This window comes from Kitasatospora sp. NPDC088134, assembly GCF_044741705.1.
Lineage (GTDB): Bacteria > Actinomycetota > Actinomycetes > Streptomycetales > Streptomycetaceae > Kitasatospora.
In genome coordinates this window covers 1-19,167 of sequence record NZ_JBIUTD010000006.1, presented here as the reverse complement: position 1 = coordinate 19,167, position 19,167 = coordinate 1, and the positions used below count along the sequence as shown (strand labels likewise).

Genomic DNA, 19,167 nt, shown 5'->3' with positions numbered 1-19,167 from the left:
CAGGGGGTGCGCGCGGCGGTTGCGCACCCCCTCGGCGTGGAAGGACCCCTGCGGCCGCGACCGCACCGCAGGGAGACCCCGGATGAGCCCGCACGACACCGACCCGATCCCCACCACCTGGTACAACATCCTCCCGGACCTGCCCGCGCCGGTGCCGCCGATGCTGCACCCGGGCACCGGGGAGCCGGTCACCGCCGCGGACCTCGCCCCGCTGTTCCCCGCCGAACTCGTCGCCCAGGAACTCGGCGGCCCGCGCGAGGTGGACGTCCCCGGCGCCGTCCTCGACCTGTACCGCCGCTTCCGGCCCGCCCCGCTGGTGCGCGCCGAGCGGCTGGAGCGGGCGCTCGGCACCCCCGCCCGGATCTACTACAAGTACGAGGGCGGCAACCCGACCGGCTCGCACAAGCTCAACACCGCGCTGGCGCAGGCGTACTACAACAAGCGGGCCGGGGTGACCCGGCTGGTCACCGAGACCGGCGCCGGGCAGTGGGGCAGCGCCCTCGGCCTGGCCTGCTCCTTCCTGGAGCTGGACTGCGAGGTCTTCATGGTCCGGGTCTCCTACGACCAGAAGCCCTACCGGCGGGCCCTGATGGAGACCTACGGCGCCGCCGTGCACGCCTCCCCCTCGCAGCTCACCGAGGCCGGCCGGGCCGCGCTGCTCGCCGACCCGGCCGCCACCGGCAGCCTCGGCCTGGCGATCTCCGAGGCCGTCGAGTCGGTGGCCCGCTCCGGCGGCGGCGCCAAGTACGCGCTCGGCTCGGTGCTCAACCACGTGCTGCTGCACCAGACCGTGATCGGGCAGGAGGCGCTGGCCCAGTTCGCCCGGATCGACGACTACCCGGACGTGGTGATCGGCGCGGCCGGCGGCGGCTCCAACTTCGGCGGCCTCGCCCTCCCGTTCCTGGGCGAGCAGTTGGCGGGCCGCCGGGCGGTCCGGGCGGTCGCGGTGGAGCCCGCGTCCTGCCCCTCGCTGACCGCGGGCCGCTACGACTACGACTTCGGCGACAGCGCCGGCACCACCCCGCTGATGAAGATGCACACCCTCGGGCACGGCTTCACCCCGCCCGCGATCCACGCCGGCGGCCTGCGCTACCACGGCATGTCGCCGATCGTCAGCCATCTCAAGGAGCTCGGGCTGATCGAGGCGGTGGCCGTCCCGCAGACCGCCTGCTTCGAGGCGGGCGTCGCCTTCGCCCGGGCCGAGGGCATCGTGCCCGCCCCCGAGTCCACCCACGCGGTGCGGGTCGCCGTCGACGAGGCGCTGGCCTGCCGGGAGTCCGGCGAGTCGAAGGCGATCGTGTTCGCGCTCTCCGGGCACGGCCACTTCGACATGCAGGCGTACCTCGACCACTTCGCCGGGAAGCTGACCGACTGAGCCGGGTGGCCCGCCGGTCGGGCCGGGCGGCCGGGTGAAGCGGTGACCGGACTTCGCTGGGAGGTTCCTGGGAGGCGGGTCAAGGGCCGGTCGTCCGCCGGTGGGGTCGCGGCCCCCGGGCGGGTGGCCTGTCCGGATTCGTCCGGATCGACGGACCCAGCCCGCTCCCAGGTTCCGCACAGGGGGGCGCAAGAGCCTCCCGCGATGCTTCTGCGCCATGAAGGTGCTTCCGCGACGGCGTGGGGCCGTCCTCGTCAACTCCGCGCTCGGCGTGGCCCTGCTGGGCGGGGTCGCGCTGGCGTACACCACCGTGGACAGCGGCACCGGCAAGGCCGCCACCGTCTCCAGGATCCGGACCGCCACCGTCGCCAAGGGCACGGTCCAGGCCACGGTGTCCGGATCGGGCACGCTGTTCTCGCCGTCCGACGCCGGGCAGGACTTCACCACCGGCGGCCGGCTGACGGCGGTGAAGGTCGCGGTCGGCGACGCGGTGAAGAAGGGCCAGGTGCTCGCCACCGTCGACACCACTGCCGCGCAGCAGCAGGTCGACCAGGCGCAGGCCGCGCTGAACACCGCCGAGGCCAACCTGACCAAGGCCGAGGCGGGCGAGACGGTCACCACCACCGTTCCGGGCACCGGCTCCGCCGGTTCCGCGGGCGGCTCCACCGGTGCCTCCGGCCGCGGCGGCGGCTCCGGCGGGGCGAGCGCCGCCGCCACCCCGCAGCCGGCCACCACCACGACCACGGTGAAGATCGACCAGGCGCAGATCGCCGCCGCGCAGCAGCAGGTCGACAACGCCGAGGCCGCCCTCTCCAACGCCAAGGACGCGCTGGCCGGGACGACGCTGACCGCCGGCACCGACGGCACCGTCGCCTCGATCTCCGGCAAGGTCGGCGAGAACGTCTCCGGCGCCGGCAGCACCGGCTCCGGCTCCAGCTCCGGCGGCGGCTCCGCCTCGGGCGCCAAGTCCTCGACCGGAGGCGGCAGTTCGAGCACCACCCCGACCGGGTTCATCGTGCTGACCAACCCGTCCGGGATGGAGGTCAGCGCGAACTTCTCCGAACTGGACTCGCTCAAGCTGAAGAAGGGCCAGGCGGCCACCGTCACCCTCAACGCGCAGTCCGACACCAAGCTGCAGGCCACCGTCCTGTCGGTCTCCTCGCTGCCCTCCAGCTCCACCAACGGCGCGGTGCAGTACGGCGCGGTGCTGCAGATCGGCTCGGACACCTCGGCGCTGCGCACCGGCCTGAGCGCCACCATCTCGGTCACCACCGGCTCGGCCGAGAACGCCCTCTCGGTGCCCGCCGCGGCCCTCCAGGGCACCGGCGCCACCCGGACCGCCACCGTGGTGCACGAGGACGGCTCCACCGAGCGGGTGCAGGTCGCCGTCGGCATCGAGGGCGACACCACCGTGCAGGTCGTCGACGGCCTGACCGAGGGCGAGAAGGTCGAGCTGACCGCCACCACCGCGGGCACCGGCAACGGCTTCCCGTCCGGCCAGTTCCCCGGCCTGAACGGCGGCCTCGGCGGCGGCACGGGCGGCTTCGGCGGCGGCGGCAACGGCGGGGGCGGCTCCCGCAACGGCGGCGGCGGGGGCGGTCGCTGATGAGCACCGCCAAGCCCCCGGTGATCCGGATCCGCCGGCTCACCAAGTCCTACGGCCACGGCGACGCCGTGGTGCACGCCCTGCGCGGCCCGAGCGGCCCCGACGGCGAACCGCTCGGCGTCGACCTGGACATCGCCGAGGGCGACTACGTCGCGGTGATGGGCTCCTCCGGCTCCGGCAAGTCGACGCTGATGAACATCCTCGGCTGCCTGGACGTGCCCACCTCCGGCCGCTACCTGCTGGACGGCACCGACGTCGGCCACCTCGACGAGGGGCAGCTGGCGCTGGTCCGCAACCGCAGGATCGGCTTCGTCTTCCAGTCCTTCAACCTGGTGCCGCGCACCACCGCGCTCGCCCAGGTCGAACTGCCGCTGGCCTACGCGGGCGTGCGGGCCGCCGAGCGGCGCCGCCGGGCGCAGGCCGCGCTGGGCCTGGTCGGCCTGGCCGACCGGGGCGGGCACAAGCCCAACCAGCTCTCCGGCGGCCAGCAGCAGCGCGTCGCGGTGGCCCGGGCGCTGGTCACCGCGCCCGCGATGCTGCTCGCCGACGAGCCCACCGGCAACCTCGACAGTCGCTCCACCGCGGAGGTGCTGGACATCATCGACGGCCTCAACGCGCTCGGCCGCACCGTGGTGGTGATCACCCACGAGGACGAGGTGGCGCTGCACGCGAAGCGGGTGATCCGGCTGGTCGACGGCGCGATCGTCTCCGACGTCCGGCAGGCCCCGGTCGACGGCCCGCCGCCGGCCCTGGCCGCGACCCCGGGGGTGGTCGCGTGATCGCCTGGCAGATGCTCCGCTTCGCGGTCGGCGGCCTGGCCGCCAACAAGGTCCGCTCCGCGCTGACCATGCTCGGTGTGCTGATCGGCGTGGCCTCGGTGATCCTGCTGCTCGCGGTCGGCAACGGCTCCTCGGTGGCGGTGAAGGAGTCGATCACCTCGCTCGGCACCAACTCCCTGACCGTCTCCTCCGCGGCCTCGCGCGGTTCGGCGACCGCCGCCAAGAAGCTCACCGTGGAGGACGCCAAGGCGCTCGCCTCGGCCACCGACGCCCCGGCGATCAAGTCGGTCGCCCCGGTGGTCACCACCACCGGCACCGCGCTGTACGGGAACATCTCGTACCAGCCCGGCCAGATCGTCGGCACCTACCCGGCGTACTTCGAGACCGCGAACCAGAAGGTCGAGAAGGGCGACTACTTCTCCGCCGACGACGTGCTCAACTCCCGCAAGGTGGCGGTGCTCGGCTCCACCACCGCCAAGGAGCTGTTCGCCGCCGAGGACCCGGTCGGGAAGCGGATCACCGTCGGCGGCACCCCGTTCACCGTGGTCGGCGTGCTGAAGGCCAAGGGCGCCACCGGCTTCAACGACCCGGACGACGTGGTGGTCGCGCCGCTGCCGACCGTGCAGAACGCGTTCACCGGCTTCGGCTCGGTCAACCAGATCCTGGTGCAGGCCGCCTCCGCGGAGGCCACCACCGAGGCGCAGGCCGACGTCACCCGCATCCTGCTGGGCACCCACGCGATCAAGGACGCGAGCAAGGCCGACTTCCGGATCAGCAACCAGAGCTCGCTGCTGACCGCCCGGGAGTCCACCACCAGGACCTTCACCGTCCTGCTCGGCGCGGTCGCCGCGATCTCGCTGCTGGTCGGCGGCATCGGGATCACCAACATCATGCTGGTGACCGTCACCGAGCGGACCAGGGAGATCGGCATCCGCAAGGCGCTCGGCGCGCCCCGCGCGGTCATCCTCGGCCAGTTCCTCGCCGAGTCCACCCTGCTGTCGGTGATCGGGGCCGGCCTCGGCGTGCTCGCCGGGATCGTCGGCTCGCACTTCCAGGTGGTCGGCATCAAGCCGGTGGTGATCCCCGAGTCGGTGCTCGGCGCGTTCGCCATCGCCGTCGCCATCGGCCTGTTCTTCGGCAGTTACCCCGCCAACCGGGCCGCCCGGCTGCGGCCCATCGACGCCCTCCGGCACGAGTAGAAGGAGACCCCCGTGTCCGACGACAAGGAGCTGCTGGCCACCGCGCCGGACGCCCGCGACATCACCGCCGAACTGGCCGCGCCGCCGCGCCGCAAGCTCCCCTGGCCGACCCTGGCGCTGGCCGGCTGCGTCATCGCGGTGCTCTCCTTCGCGGGCGGCGTCTGGTACCAGAAGGGCGACACTCCCGCCCCCGCCGGCGGCACCCGGGCCGGCGCCCAGAACGGCCAGTTCCCCGGCGGCTACGGCCAGAACGGCAGCCGCCGCGGCGGCCAGGGCGGCACCGGCCAGGGCGGCGGTCAGTTCCCCGGCGGCGCGGCGGGCGGCTTCACCCGCGGCACCGTCAAGTCGGTGGAGGGCGACACCGTCTACCTGACCGGTGCCAACGGCGAGACCATCAAGATCACCACCGGTGACTCCACCAAGGTCACCACCACCAAGGAGGGCAAGGTCGGGGACCTGCAGCCCGGCCAGACCGTGACGGTGCTCGGCAGCAAGGGGGCGGACGGCTCCTACGCGGCCACCCAGCTCACCGAGGGCGGCGCGGGCGGCTTCGGCGGCCGCGGCGGCGGGAACGGCGGGGCCGCGCCGGGGGCCGGAGCAGGTACCGGTTCGAGCACGACCGGATGACTAATCCAATCTTCATTCACTTTGCGTAGCCTGCCCGGGCTAGGGTCTGTCTGACGGTGTTCGGTCGGATTCGGCCCGGCAGCGCGCCGTCGGACAGGCCCCGTGACGTCCGGGGCGGCCCATTCGTCCGGCCGGGAGGCGGAGCAATCGTGTCGAGCACAGCGCAGTCGAACCCGGACCGGCCGACTCCGGCGGGCGGCGAGCCCTACCTGCTGGTGGTGGACGACGAGCCCAACATCCGCGAGCTGCTCTCCGCCAGCCTGCGGTTCTCCGGCTTCCGGGTGGCCTCCGCCGCCACCGGCCAGGAGGCCCTGGAGGCGGTCGCCGCCGAGCGCCCCGACCTGGTGGTGCTGGACGTGATGCTGCCGGACCTGGACGGCTTCACCGTGGTCGAGCGGCTGCGCGACCGGAGCAGGTGGGCGCAGAGCCCCGAGCACGTCCCGGTGCTGTTCCTGACCGCCAAGGACGGCACCGGCGACAAGGTGCAGGGCCTGGCGGTCGGCGCCGACGACTACGTCACCAAGCCGTTCAGCCTGGAGGAGCTGATCGCCCGGATCCGGGCGATCCTGCGCCGCGCCGGCGGCCCCGCCGACGACGGCCGACTGGTGGTGGCCGACCTCACCCTGGACCCGACCGCGCACGAGGTCACCCGGGCCGGCGTCCCGGTCTCGCTCTCCCCCACCGAGTTCAAGCTGCTGCACTACCTGATGGCCAACGTCGGCCGGGTGGTCTCCAAGGCGCAGATCCTCGACCACGTGTGGGCCTACGACTTCGGCGGCGACCTCTCCATCGTCGAGTCCTACATCTCCTACCTGCGCCGCAAGCTGGACTCCGGCCCCGGCCACGGCCCCAAGCTGATCCACACCGTGCGCGGCATCGGCTACGCGCTGCGCCGCCCGCCGAACGCCTGACATGGCCCGCCGCCTCCCGCTGCCGCGCCGCCCGCTGGCCCGCTTCTCGCTCCGGGTCCGGCTGCTGGTGCTCTCCCTGCTGCTGGTCACGACCGGCCTGGTGGTGAGCGACACCCTGGTGCTGGGCACCGTCCGCGGGCAGCTGCTGGACCGGGTCGACCAGCAGCTGGAGCGGTTCGCGGAGCCGCTGTCCCGGCGCCCCCCGACCAAGCAGACCCCGGTCTCGGTGTTCAGCCCGCAGACCGTCAGCAAGCGGGCCGGGCAGACCCTGCCCAGCGAGTACGTGGTGCGCTACCTGGGGGCGGACGGCGCGGTGCTGTCGGTGATCCGGCAGCCGGTGGCGGACTCCGACCCGACCCCGCAGTTGCCCAACCCGACCGCCGCCGCGCTGGCCGCGGGGGAGAACGGGCCCACCACCGCGAAGGGTGCCCGCGGCACCCACTGGCGCTCCCTGGTGCTGCCGCTGCAGCGCTCCTCCGGCAGCGACTTCGCCTCGCCCCGGTACGTGCAGGTCGCGGTGCCGCTGGACGAGCTGGAGTCGACCATCGCGCACCTGCGCACCACCTTCTTCACCATCGGCTGCGCGGTGCTGGTCGGACTGGCGGGCCTCGGCGCGGTCGCCGTCCGGGCCGGGCTGCGGCCGCTGCGCCAGCTGGAGGCGGGCGCGCAGCGGATCGCCGACGGCGACCTGTCGCACCGGATGCCGGAGCTGCCGGCCCGGACCGAGGCGGGCCGGCTGTCGGCGGCGCTGAACGGGATGCTGGCGCAGATCGAGAAGGCGTTCGCGGACCGGGCCGCCTCGGAGCGCCGGATGCGCCGCTTCGTCGCCGACGCCTCGCACGAGCTGCGCACCCCGCTGGCGGGCATCCGGGGCTTCGCCGAGCTGCACCGGATGGGCGCGCTGGAGGACGTGGACCGGGCGATGGACCGGATCGAGTCGGAGGCGGTCCGGATGGGCGGCCTGGTGGAGGACCTGCTGATGCTGGCCCGGCTGGACGAGGAGCGCCCGCTCGACCTGGCCCCGATGGACCTGCGCACGCTGGCGGCGGACGCCCTGCACGACCTGACCGCGCTGGACCCGGGCCGCCCGGTGGCGCTGACCGGCCCGAACGGGGTGGGCGCCCCGCAGCCGGCCCCGGTGCTGGGCGACGAGGCCCGGCTGCGGCAGGTGGTGACGAACCTGGTGGGCAACGCGGTCAAGCACACCCCGCCGGGCACGGCGGTGCGGATCGGCGTGGGCCGGGCGGGCGGCGGCTGCCTGCTGGAGGTCGCGGACCGCGGGCCCGGCCTGACCGAGGAGCAGGCGGCGCTGGTGTTCGAGCGCTTCTACCGGGCGGACGCCTCGCGCAGCCGCCGGCCGGGCGGGGGCGGGGGAGCGGGCCTCGGCCTGGCGATCGCCACCGCGCTGGTGTCGGCGCACGGCGGCGAGCTGACCCTGCAGACCGCGCCGGGCGAGGGCGCGGCGTTCCGGGTGTCGCTGCCGCGACAGTACTGACGGGACGTCAGCGCGGCGGGTGTCAAGCGCCGTTCGGTCCACCCGGCGTGCCCGGCCGCTGCTTGTGATGGCCCGGACGGGCATCGGATCATCTGCTTGTCCGAAAACACCCACCCCCGTGCATCCGTGCCGATAAGCATCGTGGATACTCACCTTGTGAACGTGTTCACGTTCACAAGCGGGCAAGCTTGGCACGCTTCGGTGCGTTTGCGTGCTATGTGTGCGTCTGTCCGGTATGCAACACACCCTGTGAGAGAGGGCGCAGTGGATCTAGCAGTCGCTCACGAGACCATCTCGCGATGGCAGTTCGGCATCACCACCGTCTACCACTTCCTCTTCGTCCCGCTCACCATCAGCCTGGCCTCGATCGTGGCCGGCCTGCAGACCGCGTGGGTGCGCACGGGCAAGGAGAAGTACTTCCACGCCACCAAGTTCTGGGGCAAGCTCTTCCTGATCAACATCGCCATGGGCGTGGTCACCGGCATCGTCCAGGAGTTCCAGTTCGGCATGAACTGGTCCGACTACTCCCGCTTCGTCGGCGACGTGTTCGGCGCCCCGCTGGCGATGGAGGCGCTGATCGCCTTCTTCTTCGAGTCCACCTTCATCGGCCTGTGGATCTTCGGCTGGGACAAGCTGCCGAAGAAGATCCACCTGGCCTGCATCTGGCTGGTGGCGATGGGCACCGCGCTCTCCGCGTACTTCATCCTGGCCGCCAACTCCTGGATGCAGCACCCGGTCGGGTACCGGATCGACCCGGCCACCGGGAAGGCCCGGCTCACCGACATCGTCGCGGTGCTGACCCAGAACACCACCGTGGTGCAGGTCTTCCACACCCTCACCGCGGCCTTCCTCACCGGCGCCGCCTTCGTGGTCGGCATCGCCAGCTTCCACCTGTGGCGGGCCAAGCGCGGACAGCAGCCCGACGGCCGGAAGACCGCCGCGATGCGCACCTCGCTCCGGGTCGGCCTGGCCATCGCCGTGGTGGCCGGCCTCGGCACTGCGATCAGCGGCGACACCCTCGGCAAGGTGATGTTCGAGCAGCAGCCGATGAAGATGGCCGCCGCCGAGGCCCTCTGGGACACCCAGGCCCCCGCCCCGTTCTCGGTGTTCTCCGTCGGCGACGTCACCCAGGGCCGCAACTCGGTCGAGCTGGAGATCCCCGGGCTCCTGTCCTTCCTCGCCCACAGCGACTTCTCCTCCGCGGTGCCCGGCATCAACGACACCGCCGCCGCCGAGGTGGCCAAGTACGGCGGGCAGCCCACCGACTACATCCCCAACATCTTCGTCACCTACTGGGGCTTCCGGCTGATGATCGGCTTCGGCATGACGTCCTTCGTCGCCGCCCTGATCGGCCTGTGGACCACCCGCCGGAAGTTCTGGCTCGCCCCCGAGCACCGCACCGGCGAGGACGAGCCGCCCAAGCTGATGCTGACCAAGAACCGCGAGATGAACGTCTTCTTCACCCGCTGGAGCTGGCGGATCGGCATCCTCACCATGGGCTTCCCGCTGGTCGCCAACAGCTTCGGCTGGATCTTCACCGAGATGGGCCGGCAGCCCTGGGTGGTGTTCGGCCTGATGCGGACCAGGGACGCGGTCTCCCCCAACGTCACCGTCGGCACCCAGGTGCTCGGCCTGGCCACCCTCACCCTGCTCTACGCGATCCTCGCCGTCATCGAGGTCCGGCTGCTCGCCAAGTACGCCGCGGCCGGCCCCGACACCGACGAGCGGCCCCCCGCCCAGGACCCGACGCTGCGCGGCCCCTCCTCCGACGAGGACGCCGACCAGCCCCTCGCCTTCGCGTACTGAGGACGGATCACATGCAGCTGCACGACTTCTGGTTCATCCTGATCGCCGTCCTGTGGATCGGCTACTTCTTCCTGGAGGGCTTCGACTTCGGCATCGGCGTCCTCACCCGCACCCTGGCCCGGAACACCACCGAGCGCCGGGTCCTGATCAACACCATCGGCCCGGTCTGGGACGGCAACGAGGTCTGGCTGCTCACCGCGGGCGGCGCCACCTTCGCGGCCTTCCCCGACTGGTACGCCACCCTGTTCAGCGGCTTCTTCGTCCCGCTGCTGCTGATCCTGGTCTGCCTGATCGTCCGCGGCGTCTCCTTCGAGTACCGGCACCAGCGCAGCGGCGAACGCTGGCAGCGCAACTGGGAACTGGCCATCTTCTGGACCTCGCTGCTGCCCGCCTTCCTGTGGGGCGTCGCCTTCGCCAACATCGTGCACGGCGTCGACATCGACCAGGACAAGAACTACGTCGGCACCCTCTGGGACCTGCTCAACCCGTACGCCCTGCTCGGCGGCCTCACCACCCTGGTGCTGTTCACCTTCCACGGCGCGGTCTTCGCCGCGCTGAAGACCGACGGCGAGATCCGGGTCCGGGCCCGCGCCCAGGCCACCGCGCTCGGCCTGGCCACCGCGGTGCTCGCCCTGGTCTTCCTGGTCTGGACGCAGGCCCACTCCGGCAACGGCTGGAGCCTCGCCGCGCTGATCCTCGCCGTGGTCGCGCTGCTCGCCGCGCTGGCCGCCACCCGGCTGGTCCGGGAGGGCTGGGCGTTCGCCTTCAGCGGCCTGACCATCGTCGCCGCCGTCGGGATGCTCTTCCTCTCGCTGTTCCCCGACGTGATGCCCTCCACCCTGGACCCGGCCTGGTCGCTGACCGTCGGCAACGCCTCCTCCTCGCCCTACACCCTCAAGGTGATGACGGTGGTCGCGGTGATCTTCACCCCGCTCGTGCTGCTCTACCAGAGCTGGACGTACTGGGTGTTCCGCCGCCGGATCGGCGTCCGCAACATCCCCGCCGCCCACTGACCCCCCTCCCGCAGGAGCACAGCTGATGGAAAGCCGGCAGCGGATGCGTCCGATCGACCCCCGGCTGCTGGCGTACGCCCGCACCACCCGCGCCTTCCTCGCCGGGACGGTCGTCCTCGGCGGGGCGGGCGCCCTCCTGCTGGTCGCCCAGGCCGCGCTGATCGCCTCGCTGGTGGTCGGGGCCTTCCAGGACGGCCGCTCCGGCCTGTGGGGGCAACTGCTCGGCCTGGCCGCCGTCTCGGCCGGGCGGGCCCTGGTCGCCTGGCTGACCGAACTCACCGCGCACCGCTCGGTGGCCGCCGTGAAGTCCACCCTGCGCCGCCGGCTGCTCGACCACGCCACCGCGCTCGGCCCCGGCTACCTGGCCGGCCGCCGCACCGGCGACCTCGCCACCCTCGCCACCCGCGGCATCGACGCCCTCGACGACTACTTCGCCCGCTACCTCCCGCAGCTGGCCCTCGCCGTGGTCGTCCCGCTGGTCGTGCTGGCCCGCGTCCTCGGCGCCGACTGGGAGTCCGCCGCGATCATCTGCGTGACGCTGCCGCTGATCCCGCTCTTCATGGTCCTGATCGGGTACGCCACCCAGGCCCGCACCGACCGCCAGTTCGCCGGACTCTCCCGGCTCTCCCACCACTTCCTCGACGTGGTCGCCGGCCTGCCCACCCTCAAGGTCTTCGGCCGGGCGAAGGCGCAGGCCGCCGCGATCGGCCGGATCACCGAGGACTACCGCCGCGCCACCCTGCGCACCCTGCGGCTCGCCTTCGTCTCCTCCTTCGCGCTGGAACTGCTCTCCACCCTCTCCGTCGCGCTGGTCGCCGTCTCGATCGGCTTCCGCCTGGTGGGCGGCACCCTCGACCTGGAGACCGGCCTGCTGGTGCTGGTCCTCGCCCCCGAGGTGTACCTGCCGCTGCGGCAGGTCGGCGCGCTCTACCACTCCAGCGCCGAGGGCCTGGCCGCCGCCGCCCGGATCTTCGACGTACTGGAGACCCCCCGGCCGGCGGACGGCCGACGGCCCGCCCCCGCCCGCCCCGAGATCCGGGTCGAGAACCTGACGGTCCGCCACCCCGGCCGCCCGACCGCCACCCTGGACGGCCTCACCCTCACCGTCCCCGCCGGGCGCACCACCGTCCTCACCGGCCCCAGCGGCGCCGGCAAGAGCACCCTGGTCGACGCCCTGCTCGGCTTCGTCCGGCCGGACGGCGGCCGGATCCTGATCGACGGTCAGGACCTCGCCGAGACCGACCCGGCCAGTTGGCACGCCCGGATCGCCTGGGTCCCGCAGCACCCCCACCTGTTCGCCGGCACCGTCGCCGAGAACGTCCGCCTCGCCCGGCCCGACGCCACCGACACCGAACTCGCCGCCGCCCTCGCCGCCGCGCACGTCGACTTCACCACCCCCGACACCCCGCTCGCCGAGAACGGCCACGGCCTCTCTGCCGGCCAGCGCCAACGCCTCGCCCTGGCCCGCGCCCTGCTCGCCGACCGCCCCCTCCTCGTCCTCGACGAACCCACCGCCCACCTCGACCCCGTCACCGAAGCCGCCCTCCTCGAAACCCTCCGCACCCTCGACCGCACCGTCCTCCTCATCACCCACCGCCCCACCCTCCTCCCCCTCGCCCACCACCACCTCCACCTCCCGGCCCCGGCCACCCCGCCCACCCCTCCGACGCCCCGCCAGCCGGACCGGGTCGACTTCTCGGTATCCGCCACTTCCTCGCCCCGCCAGGGGCGCGGGGAACTGCGCGAGGCGGAAGAGACGGTGGATCAGGTTGTTTCCTCGGCATCGGCTGCTTCCTCGCCCCGCCAGGGGCGCGGGGCAGAGCAGGTCGACTTCTCGGTACCCGCCGCTTTCTCGCCCCGCCAGGGGCGCGGGGAACTGCGCGAGGCGGGAGGGACGGTGGATCAGGTTGTTTCCCCGGCACCGGCTGCTTCCTCGCCCCGCCAGGGGCGTGAGGTGGGTCGGGTCGACTCCGTGGCCCGGCCCCGGTTGTGGCCGGCCGTGCTGCTCGGGGCGCTCGCGCTCGGGTGCGCGGTGGCGCTGATGGGGACGTCCGGGTGGCTGATCTCGCGGGCCGCGCAGATGCCGCCGGTGCTGTACCTGATGGTGGCCGTCACCTCGGTGCGGGCGTTCGGCATCGGGCGCAGCGTGTTCCGGTACGCCGAGCGGCTGCTCGCGCACGACGCGGTGCTGAAGGCGCTGGGCGGGGTCCGGGTCGCGGTCTACCGGCGGCTGGAGCGGCTGGCCCCGGCCGGGCTGCCGCAGTTCCGGCGCGGCGACCTGCTGTCCCGGCTGGTCGCGGACGTCGACGCCGTCCAGGACTTCCACCTGCGCTGGCGGCTCCCGGCCGCCGTCGCGGCCGTGGTCTCGGTCGGCGCCTCGCTCGCGCTGGCCGCGTTCCTGCCGGTGGCGGGCCTGGTGCTGGCGGTGGGCCTGGTGCTGGCGGGCGTCGCCGTCCCAGCGCTGGAGCGCCTGGTCGCGGGCCGGACCGAGCGTCGGCACGCCCCGGCCCGGGGCGAGTTGGCGACGGCCGTGCTGGACACCCTGACCGGCACCGCCGAGGCGACCGTCGCGGGCGCGCTCCCGGCCCGGCTGCGGGCGGCCCGCGACGCGGACGGCGCGCTGACCCGGCTGGCGGCCCGTTCGGCGGCGCTCGCCGCCCTCTCGGCGGGCCTGGTCGCACTGGTCTCCGGCCTGACGGTGGTGGCCGCGTCGGCGGCGGGCGTGCGGGGCGTCGCGGACGGCACGCTGCCGGGCGTCTGCCTGGCGGTGGTGGTGCTGACGCCGCTGGCCGCGTTCGAGGCGGTGGCGGGGATGCCGACCGCGGTGCGGTTCCGGGAGCGGGCCCGGGCCTCCCGCGAGCGCCTCGCCGAGGTGCTGGCCGCGCCCGTCCCGGTGCGGGAGCCGGCCGAGCCGCGCCCGCTGCCGGAGGTCCGGCTGCCGCTCGTGGTGAGCGGCCTGACGGTCCGTTGGCCGGGCGCGGAGCGCGACGCGCTGTCCGGCGTCGACCTGGAGCTGACGGCGGGTCGGCGGGTCGCGGTGGTGGGCCCGTCGGGGTCGGGCAAGAGCACGTTGGCGCAGGTGCTGCTGCGCTTCGTCGAGCCCGCGGCCGGGACGGTGCGGCTGGCGGTCGGCGGGCCGGGGGAGACGGACGTCCGCGAGCTGTCCGGCGAGGACGTCCGCCGGGTGGTCGGACTGTGCGCGCAGGACGCGCACGTCTTCGACAGTTCGGTGCGGGAGAACCTGCGGCTGGCCCGGCCGGACGCCGACGAGGGGCGGCTGCGCGCGGCGCTGGCCGGGGCTCGGCTGCTGGACTGGGTGGACGGCCTCCCCGCCGGGCTGGACACCCCGGTCGGCGAGCACGGCGCCCGGCTCTCCGGCGGCCAGCGCCAGCGCCTGGCGCTGGCCCGGGCGCTGCTCGCGGACTTCCCGGTGCTGGTGCTGGACGAGCCCGCCGAGCACCTGGACACCGCCACCGCCGACGCGCTGACCGCCGACCTGCTGGCCGCCACCGCGGGCCGCACCACCCTGCTGATCACCCACCGGCTGGCCGGCCTGGACGACGATTCGGTGGACGAGGTGCTGGTGCTGGACGGCGGCCGGGTGGTCGAGCGCGGGCGCTGGTCGGAGCTGGCGGGGCGGCCCGGCGGCCGGCTGGCCGGGATGGTCGAGCGGGAACGGGCCGGTGAGGCGGCCGGCGCGGGTCTGGCCCGAGCGGGTGTCCCCGCCCCGTAAGTCGCGCCGTAACCGGGGGGACAAAAGTGATGAACGGGCACACTGGTGCCATGCAGACCCCGGAGGACCCGAACGGCCCGAACGGCTCGAACCACCCGGCCGACCCGGTCGACCCGGTCGATCCCGTCGATCCGGTCGCCGGGGGCGGCCAGCCGCGCATCCCCGAGATCTCCTCGCTCGGACTGGACACCCTGGTCACCGAGGTCTCCGAGCGGCTCCAGTCGGCGGCCGCCGTGACCGACCGGATGCAGCGCCTGCTGGAGGCCGTGGTCTCGGTCGGTGCGGGCCTCGACCCGCACGCCACCCTGCAGCGGATCGCCTCCGGCGCGGCCGAGCTGGTCGACGCGCGGTACGCGGCGCTCGGGGTGGTCAACCTGCACGGCAGCGGCCTGTCCGACTTCATCCACGTCGGCATCGCGGACGGCACGGCCGACCGGATCGGCCACCTGCCGTCCGGCCGCGGCATCCTCGGCGCGCTGATCGACGACCCGCGCCCGCTGCGGCTCACCGACCTGTCCACCGACCCGCGCTCGGTCGGCTTCCCGGCCGGGCACCCGCCGATGGTGTCCTTCCTCGGCGTCCCGATCCGGGTCCGCGGCGAGGTGTTCGGCAACCTGTACCTGACCGAGAAGCAGGGCGGCGCCGCGTTCACGCCCGAGGACGAGCAGGTGGTGCTGGCGCTGGCCGCCGCGGCCGGCGTGGCGATCGAGAACTCCCGGCTGTACGAGGAGGGGCGCCGCCGGGAGCGCTGGATCACCGGCGCGGCCGCCGTCACCACCGCGCTGCTCTCCACCGACGAGGCGCGGATCGCGCTGACGGTCGCCGCCGAGCAGGTCCGCGAACTCGCCGAGGGCGCGACCGGGATGGTGCTGCTGCCGGCCGGCGAGGACCGGATGCGGGTCGCCCACGCGGCCGGCGAGCGGGCCGAGTTCCTCACCGGCGAACTCCTCCCGGAGCACGGCCTCGCGTCCCGGCTGCTGGCCGGCGAGGCCGTCCACCTGGACGACCCGGCCACCTCGCCCGACACCGGGTCGGACGCCCAGTTCGACCGGCTGGCAAGGGAGTTCGGGCCCTCGATGGCCGTCCCGATGGTGTCCTCCGGGCGGGTCCTCGGCGCGCTCTGCGTATGGCGGCGGGCCGGCACCGTGCCCTTCACCGACAGCGAGCAGCAGCTCGCCCAGACCTTCGCCTCGCAGGCCGCGCTCGCCCTGCGGCTGGCCGAGTACCAGCTCAACCAGCAGCGGCTGGCGGTCTTCCAGGACCGCGACCGGATCGCCCGCGACCTGCACGACCTGGTCATCCAGCGGCTGTTCGCCACCGGGATGATGCTGGAGTCCGCGGCCCGCCGCGCCGTCGTCCCCGAGGTGCAGGAGCGGATCGGCCAGGCCGTCGACGAGCTGGACGCCACCATCCAGGAGGTCCGCACCACCATCTACGCGCTCCAGCACGGCGACACCGACGACCGGCCCGACACCCTGCGCACCCGGGTGCTGCGCGAGGGCAGCCAGGCCGCGGCCGCGCTCGGCTTCCGGCCCACCATCACCTTCACCGGGCCGGTGGAGAGCCTGGTCGGCGAGAAGACCTCCCGCCAACTCCTCGCCGCACTGCGCGAGATGCTCTCCAACACGGCCCGGCACGCCCGCGCCTCCCGGGTCGCCGTCGAGCTCGACGCCACCGTCCACCTCGACGCGGACGGCCGCCCGGTCTCCGCGCACCCGGCCCGCACCGGCCTGCCCGGCGTCCTGCTCACCGTCACCGACGACGGGGTAGGCATCCCGGACGGCGGGCGCCGCTCCGGCCTGCGCAACCTCACCCGCCGCGCGGAGGCCCTGGGCGGCGACGCCTGGCACGAGCCCGGCCCGCACGGCAAGGGCACCCGGGTCCGCTGGACCGCCCGGCTCTGACCCGCCGTCAACGGACCTGCCATCAGCGGACCCCCCGCCAGTCGACCCGCCGTCAGCAGCCCCGCCGTCAGCAGCCCCGGCTCAGCCCAGCTGGGCCAGGCCCTCGGTGGCGATCCGCTCGAACACGCCGAGGTCGTTGGCGAAGACCGAGTCGGGCACCGGCCAGTGCACCACCAGCTCGGTGATGCCCAGCTCCCGGTACGTCCCCGCCCAGTCGACGAACGCGTCCACCGACTCCAGCGGCTGCTCCAGCGTCGAGCCCTGCAGCAGCACCTTCTCCAGCTCGCCGATGTCCCGGCCCTTCGCCTCGCAGGCCACCGCCAGCTTTTCGAGCTGCCGGGCGATCACCCCGGGCGCCTGCTCGGCCGGCACGTCCGCCGGGCCCTTCGCGTCCCCGTACGTCACCCAGCCCTGCCCGTACTCGGCGGCCAGCCGCAGCCCGCGCGGGCCGGTCGCCGCGACATAGAACGGCACCCGCGGCACCTGCACGCAGCCGGGGACGTTCCGCGCCTCCACCGCCGAGTAGTACGTCCCCTCCCGGGTGGTGGCGTCGTTGCGCAGCAACTCGTCCAGCAGCGGCAGAAACTCCGCGAACCGGTCCGCCCGCTCCTTCGGCGACCACGCCTCCTGCCCCAGCACCGTCGCGTCGAACCCGCCCCCGCCGGCCCCGATCCCCAGCGTCACCCGCCCGCCCGACACGTCGTCCAACGTGATCAGGTCCTTCGCCAGCGTCACCGGATGCCGGAAGTTCGGCGAGGTCACCAGCGTCCCCAGCCTGATCCGCTCCGTGGCCGCCGCCGCGGCCGTCAACGTCGGCACCGCCCCGAACCACGGCTCGTCCCGGAAGCTCCGCCAGCTCAGGTGGTCGTACGTGTAGGCGGCGTGGAACCCCAGCTCCTCGGCCCGCCGCCAGATCTTCTGCCCCTCGGCCCACCGGTGGATGGGGAGGATCACCGTACTCAGTCGCATACCGCCGACCCTATGCGGCTCAGGAACGGGCCAGAGAGTGTTGGTGGCCGTTCCTGGTGACCGTGCCAGCGTCGGTGGCCCGGAACTCGGGGTCGTGCGATCTCACTCCCCCGGGAGCGGCCACGGCATCGGGTCCGGTCGGCGCTGCCACCACCAGTTCCGTAGCGCGAGATCGAGTCGTGGAAGGCCCAGCGTCTCGCTGAGCGCCACGCCCTTGTCGTCGACGGTGTGCTCCCGGAAGAGCTCATCGACCCGGGCCAACGCTTCCGTGAACCGGGCCGCGGTCTCACCGGTGAGCTCGGCGGCGGTCTGCACCAGCTGATCCCGCAGGTCGAGGTCCTCCTGGTAGAAGTCGACCGGGTACCAGCCGTCCGGCGGCCAGGCCGTGGACATGCGGACAGTAAGTCCCTCCCAGGCGCCCAGGCGAGTTCGGGCGTACCACTCCGCCTCGCTCTGCCCCTCGCTTCCGGATGTTCCTCGTCCGGCGAGCCAGGCGCCGAACGCATCGGTGACGGGCGTGGAGACCCGGTACTCCCGGATGACCTCGGCCTGGCGGTCCACCGGAACATCCGGGAGTTCGGGCACCGGCTGTGCCACCGCGTCGATGGTGAAGGTCGCATCCTCATCGTCCGACTCGTACAAGCGCGCCCGGGTGAGCAAACCGCCCGGAGCGGCCAGCCAGTAGGCGCTCGGCAGCGGCTCCGCTGCGGCGAACAGCACCGGTTGCCCCAGCTTCCCGGCCAATGCTGCGGCCAACCGCCCCTCGGCCGGGCGGGCTGGGAGATCGTCGGGAACATGGATGTCGAGCGACCAGGTGACATCGCCGTGGACCTGCTCGTAGGTGCAGCTGACGGTCGCGTCCCAGTTCCGGCTGTCGTAGTCGTCCGCATCTGCGACATCGACATCGTCGGCAGGTCGACCGAACTGCTCCGCGAGCACGTCAGTGATGCTGTCCCGCTGCAGCGAGCCGGTGAGAAAAAGGTTGTATGTCATTTGTGAGTCCCGTGGTAGACGGCATGAGCCTTGGTGATCACGTGCGGGTTGTCGCGGAACCGGGGGTCCCTGGAGAAGGCCGGAACCCTGGACGGGTCACCGTCGGCCTTGGCGAGCTCTTTCAACGCTGCGTATTCGTTGCGATCCATATTCACGATCCCGACGCCGGAATCCGGGAAGACGGTTCCGTGCGGCTCGACACCATAGCTCCGACCGTTGATCTCGTAGCGCTGGGTCTGCTGATCTCGTAGCGCTGGGTCTGCGCGTTCCAGTGGGCCTGTCCGGCTGCGATCTGAGCGACATCGTCATGGACCGCGCTCTCGTACCCCCTGAGGATGACACTGTTCTCCGCCTTGACCTGACCACCTTTCACACCGGCGAGCGTGTGTCGCCGATGCGGAGGATTGAGACTCTTGCCTCGCGCCGCGCCCGCAATACCGTCCACCACGGGCCATGGCGGTCCTTCCGGTTTCGCGCCGTGCGCCGCAGATGAAGCCTTGGCGGACAGGGCCACCGGCCGGGCATCCTCCTTCCCTTGCTCCAGGATCTTCTTCAGGTCCTTGGTGTGCTTGGCCTCGATCTCGCGGGTGTTGTTGTCCCGCGTCAAGCAGTTGGCAGGTTTTCGGGTTCGGGAAAGTTGGGGACGAGCGGGTCCGCGGCGTCGGTGTGGACGTCGTTGGGCCGGTTCCAGGCCAGGGCCTCGTGGGGTCGGACGGTGTTGTAGTCGCGCCGGTAGTCCTCGGCGTGCCGGACGAGG

The 19,167-nt window shown here is 73.3% G+C and carries 15 protein-coding genes; 11 read left to right on the top strand and 4 right to left on the bottom strand.

The genetic code is table 11. The features are described 5' to 3' along the window. The first annotated feature begins 82 nt into the window (after positions 1-82). From ACIOHG_RS11830 to ACIOHG_RS11780, 11 genes are all read left to right on the top strand, one after another. Positions 83-1,375: a TrpB-like pyridoxal phosphate-dependent enzyme gene (locus ACIOHG_RS11830; protein WP_400948559.1), complete on the top strand. Its 1,293-nt coding sequence runs from the start codon at positions 83-85 to the stop codon at positions 1,373-1,375. 217 nt (positions 1,376-1,592) lie between these two features. Next, positions 1,593-2,981 (top strand): efflux RND transporter periplasmic adaptor subunit, encoded by a 1,389-nt coding sequence (locus ACIOHG_RS11825; protein ID WP_400948555.1) that lies wholly within the window; start codon positions 1,593-1,595, stop codon positions 2,979-2,981. Next, complete coding sequence (locus ACIOHG_RS11820) at positions 2,981-3,760, top strand: ABC transporter ATP-binding protein (RefSeq protein WP_400948553.1); 780 nt, start codon at positions 2,981-2,983, stop codon at positions 3,758-3,760. The genes ACIOHG_RS11825 and ACIOHG_RS11820 overlap by 1 nt, the downstream gene beginning before the upstream one ends. Then, positions 3,757-4,959, top strand: a complete 1,203-nt coding sequence (locus ACIOHG_RS11815; RefSeq protein WP_400948550.1) for an ABC transporter permease — start codon at positions 3,757-3,759, stop codon at positions 4,957-4,959. The genes ACIOHG_RS11820 and ACIOHG_RS11815 overlap by 4 nt, the downstream gene beginning before the upstream one ends. 12 nt (positions 4,960-4,971) lie before the next feature. Then, positions 4,972-5,586 (top strand): hypothetical protein, encoded by a 615-nt coding sequence (locus ACIOHG_RS11810; RefSeq protein ID WP_400948548.1) that lies wholly within the window; start codon positions 4,972-4,974, stop codon positions 5,584-5,586. A 149-nt stretch (positions 5,587-5,735) separates the two neighbouring features. Beyond that, complete coding sequence (locus ACIOHG_RS11805; protein ID WP_400948545.1) at positions 5,736-6,497, top strand: response regulator transcription factor; 762 nt, start codon at positions 5,736-5,738, stop codon at positions 6,495-6,497. 1 nt (position 6,498) lies between these two features. Next, positions 6,499-7,992 (top strand): sensor histidine kinase, encoded by a 1,494-nt coding sequence (locus ACIOHG_RS11800; RefSeq protein ID WP_400948543.1) that lies wholly within the window; start codon positions 6,499-6,501, stop codon positions 7,990-7,992. A 264-nt stretch (positions 7,993-8,256) separates the two neighbouring features. Continuing rightward, positions 8,257-9,798 carry a cytochrome ubiquinol oxidase subunit I gene (locus ACIOHG_RS11795; RefSeq protein ID WP_400948542.1) on the top strand — a complete coding sequence of 514 codons (1,542 nt, stop codon included), beginning with the start codon at positions 8,257-8,259 and terminating at the stop codon, positions 9,796-9,798. Positions 9,799-9,809: 11 nt separating this feature from the next. Beyond that, complete coding sequence (cydB, locus tag ACIOHG_RS11790; protein WP_400948540.1) at positions 9,810-10,811, top strand: cytochrome d ubiquinol oxidase subunit II; 1,002 nt, start codon at positions 9,810-9,812, stop codon at positions 10,809-10,811. A 43-nt stretch (positions 10,812-10,854) separates the two neighbouring features. Beyond that, positions 10,855-14,544 (top strand): thiol reductant ABC exporter subunit CydD, encoded by a 3,690-nt coding sequence (cydD, locus tag ACIOHG_RS11785; RefSeq protein ID WP_400949259.1) that lies wholly within the window; start codon positions 10,855-10,857, stop codon positions 14,542-14,544. A gap of 50 nt (positions 14,545-14,594) precedes the next feature. Continuing rightward, positions 14,595-16,448: a GAF domain-containing sensor histidine kinase gene (locus ACIOHG_RS11780; RefSeq protein WP_400948537.1), complete on the top strand. Its 1,854-nt coding sequence runs from the start codon at positions 14,595-14,597 to the stop codon at positions 16,446-16,448. A gap of 81 nt (positions 16,449-16,529) precedes the next feature. On the opposite strand, the gene ACIOHG_RS11775 is transcribed toward ACIOHG_RS11780, so the two are convergent. The 4 genes from ACIOHG_RS11775 to ACIOHG_RS11760 form a co-directional block, all read right to left on the bottom strand. Next, the gene (locus ACIOHG_RS11775; RefSeq protein WP_400948535.1) at positions 16,530-17,417 is read right to left on the bottom strand and encodes an LLM class flavin-dependent oxidoreductase; all 888 of its coding nucleotides are present in this window, start codon (positions 17,415-17,417) and stop codon (positions 16,530-16,532) included. Positions 17,418-17,519: 102 nt separating this feature from the next. Continuing rightward, positions 17,520-18,410 (bottom strand): hypothetical protein, encoded by an 891-nt coding sequence (locus ACIOHG_RS11770; RefSeq protein WP_400948532.1) that lies wholly within the window; start codon positions 18,408-18,410, stop codon positions 17,520-17,522. Next, the gene (locus tag ACIOHG_RS11765; protein WP_400948529.1) at positions 18,407-18,559 is read right to left on the bottom strand and encodes a hypothetical protein; all 153 of its coding nucleotides are present in this window, start codon (positions 18,557-18,559) and stop codon (positions 18,407-18,409) included. Before ACIOHG_RS11765 ends, ACIOHG_RS11770 begins: the two co-directional genes overlap by 4 nt. Positions 18,560-18,561: 2 nt before the next feature. Further along, complete coding sequence (locus tag ACIOHG_RS11760) at positions 18,562-19,017, bottom strand: hypothetical protein (protein ID WP_400948526.1); 456 nt, start codon at positions 19,015-19,017, stop codon at positions 18,562-18,564. Between the last annotated feature and the right edge of the window lie 150 nt (positions 19,018-19,167).

What these genes read in the sequence shown, in the direction of transcription:
- ACIOHG_RS11830 (WP_400948559.1), top strand. Translation starts at nt 83, where the DNA reads ATGAGCCCGCACGACACCGACCCGATCCCCACCACCTGGTACAACATC.
- ACIOHG_RS11825 (WP_400948555.1), top strand. Translation starts at nt 1,593, where the DNA reads ATGAAGGTGCTTCCGCGACGGCGTGGGGCCGTCCTCGTCAACTCCGCG.
- ACIOHG_RS11820 (WP_400948553.1), top strand. Translation starts at nt 2,981, where the DNA reads ATGAGCACCGCCAAGCCCCCGGTGATCCGGATCCGCCGGCTCACCAAG.
- ACIOHG_RS11800 (WP_400948543.1), top strand. Translation starts at nt 6,499, where the DNA reads ATGGCCCGCCGCCTCCCGCTGCCGCGCCGCCCGCTGGCCCGCTTCTCG.
- cydB (WP_400948540.1), top strand. Translation starts at nt 9,810, where the DNA reads ATGCAGCTGCACGACTTCTGGTTCATCCTGATCGCCGTCCTGTGGATC.
- cydD (WP_400949259.1), top strand. Translation starts at nt 10,855, where the DNA reads ATGCGTCCGATCGACCCCCGGCTGCTGGCGTACGCCCGCACCACCCGC.
- ACIOHG_RS11780 (WP_400948537.1), top strand. Translation starts at nt 14,595, where the DNA reads ATGCAGACCCCGGAGGACCCGAACGGCCCGAACGGCTCGAACCACCCG.
- ACIOHG_RS11775 (WP_400948535.1), bottom strand. Translation starts at nt 17,417, where the DNA reads ATGCGACTGAGTACGGTGATCCTCCCCATCCACCGGTGGGCCGAGGGG.
- ACIOHG_RS11770 (WP_400948532.1), bottom strand. Translation starts at nt 18,410, where the DNA reads ATGACATACAACCTTTTTCTCACCGGCTCGCTGCAGCGGGACAGCATC.
- ACIOHG_RS11765 (WP_400948529.1), bottom strand. Translation starts at nt 18,559, where the DNA reads ATGGATCGCAACGAATACGCAGCGTTGAAAGAGCTCGCCAAGGCCGAC.